General features: G+C 39.8%; 5 protein-coding genes, 1 tRNA gene and 1 other RNA gene. All 7 read right to left on the reverse strand.

What is annotated here, in order from left to right; all coding sequences use genetic code 11:
- Nucleotides 1-55: 55 nt before the first annotated feature.
- Nucleotides 56-385 carry a thioredoxin family protein gene (locus QZ334_RS06385; RefSeq protein ID WP_295232910.1) on the reverse strand — a complete coding sequence of 110 codons (330 nt, stop codon included), beginning with the start codon at nt 383-385 and terminating at the stop codon, nt 56-58.
- Between the two features lie 57 nt (nt 386-442).
- An RNA gene (rnpB, locus tag QZ334_RS06390) (RNase P RNA component class A) lies at nt 443-793 on the reverse strand.
- Between the two features lie 50 nt (nt 794-843).
- Complete coding sequence (locus tag QZ334_RS06395) at nt 844-1,947, reverse strand: Nif3-like dinuclear metal center hexameric protein (protein ID WP_295232915.1); 1,104 nt, start codon at nt 1,945-1,947, stop codon at nt 844-846.
- Nucleotides 1,948-1,952: 5 nt separating this feature from the next.
- Nucleotides 1,953-2,690, reverse strand: a complete 738-nt coding sequence (locus QZ334_RS06400) for a tRNA (adenine(22)-N(1))-methyltransferase (protein ID WP_295232918.1) — start codon at nt 2,688-2,690, stop codon at nt 1,953-1,955.
- Between the two features lie 69 nt (nt 2,691-2,759).
- Nucleotides 2,760-2,834, reverse strand: a tRNA-Ile gene (locus QZ334_RS06405).
- Between the two features lie 201 nt (nt 2,835-3,035).
- Complete coding sequence (gene rpoD / locus QZ334_RS06410) at nt 3,036-4,199, reverse strand: RNA polymerase sigma factor RpoD (RefSeq protein WP_119206468.1); 1,164 nt, start codon at nt 4,197-4,199, stop codon at nt 3,036-3,038.
- A 23-nt stretch (nt 4,200-4,222) separates the two neighbouring features.
- Nucleotides 4,223-5,995, reverse strand: a complete 1,773-nt coding sequence (gene dnaG / locus QZ334_RS06415; RefSeq protein ID WP_119206467.1) for a DNA primase — start codon at nt 5,993-5,995, stop codon at nt 4,223-4,225.
- Nucleotides 5,996-6,027: the final 32 nt, after the last annotated feature.

Below are 6,027 nucleotides of genomic sequence, written 5' to 3' on the forward strand. Positions count from 1 at the left end.
CTTGTATACAGCCTTGTATTATATGATATTGTTAAAAATTTCAATTATCACTAAATTAGATAACTTCCTTGATTAGAGCCTCAAGCACATCAGCTTTCTTGTAACCTACAAGGGAATCAAGCATTTTGCCATCGCGATAGAATACCATGGATGGAATACCATCGATGTCTTCTTTCAACAAAATGCCACGAAGATTTTTATCTTCTGCATCAACACTAAAGAACGTTACTTGTCCTTTCAAACGTTCTGCTACAGCTTCTACCTCTGGACGCATAACAGTGCAAGGTTCGCACCAGGCAGCCCAGAAATCAACAATAGCTAAACCTTTAGAGCCAAGTACTTTTTCATCAAATTCTTGTACACTAGTAATCGCTGTAATTGCCATGAAGTTCTCCTAACAAAGATCTACAATCTTATATACTATAAATTATATCTTAAATATGGAAGCAAGCAATCAATAAGCCGAGTTCTGTTCCGCTTGCGCGGTGACGATTATCTTTCTAGGCGTACAGTCGCCTGCACGCTCGAGCGACACAACCCGGAAGGTAGGCGGGACCACCCTTAACCCTTCCCTATTCGGTCTTGCTCCGGATGGGGTTTACCGAGCCAGCCTGTTACCAAACTGCTGGTGAGCTCTTACCTCACCTTTCCACCCTTACCACTGACGTGGCGGTTTCCTTTTCTATGGCACTTTCCCTAAGGTTACCCTCGCCAGACGTTATCTGGCATCCTGCCCTATGGAGCTCGGACTTTCCTCGAGTCCTATGGACTCGCAACCGTCTTTCATACTTGCTTCAATTCAGTTTATCATAGCTAGCCTATTTGTTGCAAGAAAATGCAATATTATAAGAAAAAGAAATCATTCTGTTCTGTAAAAGCTTTCACAGGAACAGATATATCTTTACTAAGTAAATAGTCACGTAAACCGCTAGCAACAATAGATTCTGTGCCAAAATGGCCTGCATCAACTACAAGCAATCCAAGCTCTTTAGCTAATTGTGCATCATGATATTTCACATCGCCTGTAACATATGCGTCTACATGCAAGCGAGCTGCATCCTTAATAAATTCCGCACCGGCACCAGAACATAGTGCTATGGATTGAATTTCTTTAGGCGCTATGCCAGCAAAACGAATATTAGCCTCTGGTAATGCTTCCTGTACCCATTCACGGAATGTATCTAAATCTAAGGCGTTTGGTAATCTACCAATACGACCTAAATATTGAGTCGCCTCTTTCGGCTCAACTAAGGATAGTACCTCATAGGCGGCCTCTTCGTAAGGATGTGCATCTTTCATCGCTTCAATGACGTGTTGCAAATGTATACCATCTACCAACGCATTGATTTGTACTTCTGGTACTACTGTCATAGACCCCGCTTCACCAATTACAGGATGAGAGGTATCATTGCCTACAAAGCGACCTTCACCATGAGCACTAAAACTACAGTATTCATAGTTACCAATACGTCCAGCGCCAGCATTCCCCATTGCAATACGGACCGCATCAGCAGCATTTTCCGGTACAAAGGTGGTTATCTTATACAATGTATCTTCACCAGTTTTAATAAAGCCTTTAATATCTATAAGACCTAATTGTTCTGCCAACATATCATTCAAGCCACCAGGTGCTATATCGAGATTTGTATGTGCACTGTAAACGGCAATATTATGTTGAATCAGCTGATTAATCATTCGCCCTTGTGCCGTATCACAAGACAATTGTTTTAAGCCCTTAAAAATCAACGGGTGATGACTAACAATTAGATTACAGTCATGTTCAATGGCATATGAAATGGCCTCCGCTGTTACATCTAATGTAGTTAACACGCCTGTAACGATAGCATTTCTATCACCCACCATGAGGCCCACATTATCCCAAGATTCTGCATAAGAACGAGGGGCCAATTGTTCCATTAAGGTAATAACTTGTTGAACTGTTGTCATAAAGCTCACTTCTTTCTATCTTCTAAAAGTCCGTGCAGAAATTCTACTTCACGCTCTAAATCCTTATATTTATCTGTATGGCTCAATTGCTCAGTCATACCGTCTAGTGCACATTGCCGTTGATATATTAAGTACTCAATATATTTCGGCCAAAGTGATGGTCGTTCCTGTTCTAAAAGAGCACCTACAGACCATAATAACGAATCCTCTGGTAATGATTGATAAACATCTACGTATTCAGCCATGCCCGTATACGCTTCTACCTGATCATTACGCACTGCTAAAAATGCAGTGTATAGCTTTCCTGCATCTTCAACGATGATTTCAAGGACGATAACATAGCCCTTTTGTACCATATATTGACGTAATTCTTTTTGTCCATTCTGTGGTTGTAATACGTAGAACTCTAAAAGCTCTGGACCGGCATCTACAATATCGCGCATAAGGTATCCACCCATACCACAGCAAATGGCACCATTTAATTCGCCCTTCTCTGTTACCTTTAGACCATCCCCTAATCGACAATCTACTTTAGAAGTTAACCCACAAGATTGAACATATTCTTTTGCAGATTCTAAAGGTCCTTTATGCACGTCGCCAGCAATAACAAATTCAGCACGATTACGGTTGATAAGTTCTACTGCTAAATATCCATGATCAGCACCAATATCAGCTATAGCATGAGCTTTTGGTACGATTGAAAACACCGCCTCTAAGCGATCCATCATAGGTCTAGGTTCCATAATTCCTCTATTATTATATATAAAAATAACCGTCCTTGAATTCTCAAGGACGGTAGATATCAACATAATTGGTGGGCCCACCTGGGATCGAACCAGGGACCGACCGGTTATGAGCCGGTTGCTCTACCCCTGAGCTATAGGCCCACAGTTAGTTTCTAGCTCATTAATTATACCGAATAGGCTAGTACTAAGTCAAGGCACACCGTATTTCTATAACTGTTTCATGAGCTATATTTTGCCATATTTTCTGCAGTAGAGAACGGGCATAGACAGTAATATAACACAAAAGGGCTGTAACACAGTGCTAGAAAACACTGCATTACAACCCTTAAGAGATTCAACATCTTATAAGAAGTCTTTAATTTTATCGCGTTTACCACGATTGCGCAATTTAGTAAGCGCTTTGCCTTCTATTTGACGAATGCGTTCACGAGTTACATTGAAATGTTGACCTACTTCTTCCAATGTACGAGGTTTGCCGTCCTTCAAACCAAAGCGCAAAATCAATACTTGTTGCTCACGGTCAGTTAAGCATGTAAATACATCTTCAATTTGTTCTTGTAATAAGATGTAGCTAGCTGCATCGTCTGGAGCAATAGCATCTTGGTCCTCAATAAAGTCTCCCAAGTGAGAGTCTTCCTCTTCACCAATTGGAGTTTCCAAGGATACTGGTTCTTGTGCGATTTTTTGAATTTCACGCACGCGCTCTACCGTAATGCCCATACCTTCTGCGATTTCTTCTGGTAATGGTTCACGACCTTTATCTTGCAATAATTGTCGGGAAATACGAATCAATTTATTGATTGTTTCTACCATATGTACAGGAATACGAATCGTACGAGCTTGATCCGCAATAGCACGAGTAATAGCTTGACGAATCCACCATGTTGCATATGTGGAGAATTTATAACCCTTTGTATAATCGAACTTATCTACAGCTTTAATAAGACCCAAGTTACCTTCTTGAATCAAATCCAAGAATAACATGCCGCGACCTACATAACGTTTTGCAATACTTACAACTAAGCGCAAGTTCGCATCTACCAATTTTTTCTTAGCCTTTTTGGCAAGTTGAATATCTTTATATGTAGCATCTTCTGCTGCGCCAGCCTCAATTTGCTTTGCTAAAACGATTTCTTCATCTGCAGAAAGCAATGGGACACGACCAATTTCCTTGAGATACATACGTACAGGATCATCAATGTTAACACCAGAGTCTACACTTAAATCGATGGAGATATTCTTTTCATTAGAAGTATCTTCTTCATCCTCTTCTTCTGGTTCTATTGGATTAGCGTCCGCATCCTCACTGTCGATATCAGCCACTACTTCAATATTTAATTTACCAAATGTAGTATAAATATCGTCTAATTGTTCCGCAGTAAGTTCAGTTTGCTCATGAAGAGCATCTGAAATCTCTGATTGTGTCAACACGCCGGTTTTCCGGCCTTTTTCAAGAAGTTGTTCTACAATCTCCTCTACTTGACTTTTTTGTACTTTCTTAGCCACAGCGCTCTCCTTCTTACATTATATTACTTAGACCATTCTCTAATTAAGTTCTGTATTTCCTGACACTTATGTAATTCGCTAATAAATGTCGAATCTCCTGCCCGTTTTAATTGATCCGCCATAATTGAATGCGCTTTATACTGTTCACGCAATGAATGAAGCCTTATCTTGCGGATTAATCCAGGCACTTGTACCTTATATTCATCGTCACTCATAACAACCAATCTAGAGTAAATATCATACTCCGATGAGGATAAAATAGATTGAATGGCAGTATCATCTAGACGACCTTCTTGTTTAAATAAGGTGAATATCTTTTCTATTATACCTCGATATTCAATTTTTTCAAAGTCTTCTAATGGCAAATAGCTCATCATATGTTGTAACACTTCACCATCTGTAAAGGCTAAGGACAATAATTTTTCTGCATCACCTTTAGGTAAATCCTGTGTTGGCAACGGTGCAGACGCAGTATCAACCAATTCAATTTGTCCTTTTTTTACATAGTCTCTGAAATATCTAAAAATACTACTATTATCAAGCCATAGTGGTAATGCCAATGTCTTTAGAGCATCATCCCGTTGTGTTTGACTATCTATATTAGCAATATATGGGAATACATCAGCCATAACAGCTTGCTTCCCTTCCGTATTATTTGTGTCATGTTTAATTAAGGACTCACTTAATAAATAATCAAGAGGCTTAACCGCTTTAGCTACTAAATCTTTAAATGCTTGTCCTCCATGATTACGTACATAATCATCTGGATCCTTACCATCTGGCATAGCCAGAACACGCACCTTAAAGTCCGTATTTTGTAATAATTCTATAGCCCTAGCTGCTGCTTGACGACCTGCACCATCCATATCATAGGCCAGCACAATTTCATCAGCCTGCCTCATTAATATATGACCATGATCTCGTGTATAAGCCGTCCCCAAGGATGCTACTACATTAGTAACACCATGGTTATGAGCAGATATAACGTCCATATACCCTTCCACAAGGATAGCCTGCCGCTCTTGACGAATAGATTTATAAGCCTTATCAAAGGCAAATAATAGTTTTCCCTTTTCAAAAATGGCTGATTCTGGTGAGTTTAAATATTTTGGCGTGCTGTCATCCATAACACGACCACCAAAGGCAACTACACGACCTTTACCATCCATAATAGGAAACATAATTCGGTTTCTAAAGAAATCGTAAAACTGTCCCTTTTGGTTTTTACGTACCAAATTCAACTCCAAGAGAATAGAATCATCGATACCACGTTCGTGAAAGGCGCGATACAACTTGTCCCAACCATCTGGAGCAAAGCCTAATTTGAATTTTTCAATCGTATCTTTTGTAAGGCCCCGTTTTTTTAAGTAATCAAAGCCCACCTTACCAATCGATGTTTGAGTAAGGCAGTTATGGAAAAATGTAGCCGCTAATTCTGACGCTTCATATAGTTTTTTTCGTCGTTCATCTCGAGCTCGTTGTTCTGGTGAAAGTTTTGCCTCCGGCAAGGGAATATTAGCACGATTAGCAAGCCGCTCTAGAACCTCTACAAAGCTTAAATGCTCTAGTTCCATGAGGAATTTAATGACATTCCCCGATGCATGACAGCCAAAACAATAATAAAAGCCCTTTTCAGGGGCAACACTAAAGGACGGCGTCTTTTCATTATGAAATGGACAACAACCCCAATAGTTCTTGCCCCGTTTCTTTAAAGCTATATGCTCGGATATGACCGATACAATGTCATTGGCATCTTTTATCTGCTCAATTAATTCATTTTCAAAATACCGACTCATAACCGAACCTCCTTTAGACCCATATATAATAT

Origin of the sequence: Veillonella sp. (assembly GCF_019414865.1) — a bacterium.
Taxonomy (GTDB): domain Bacteria; phylum Bacillota; class Negativicutes; order Veillonellales; family Veillonellaceae; genus Veillonella.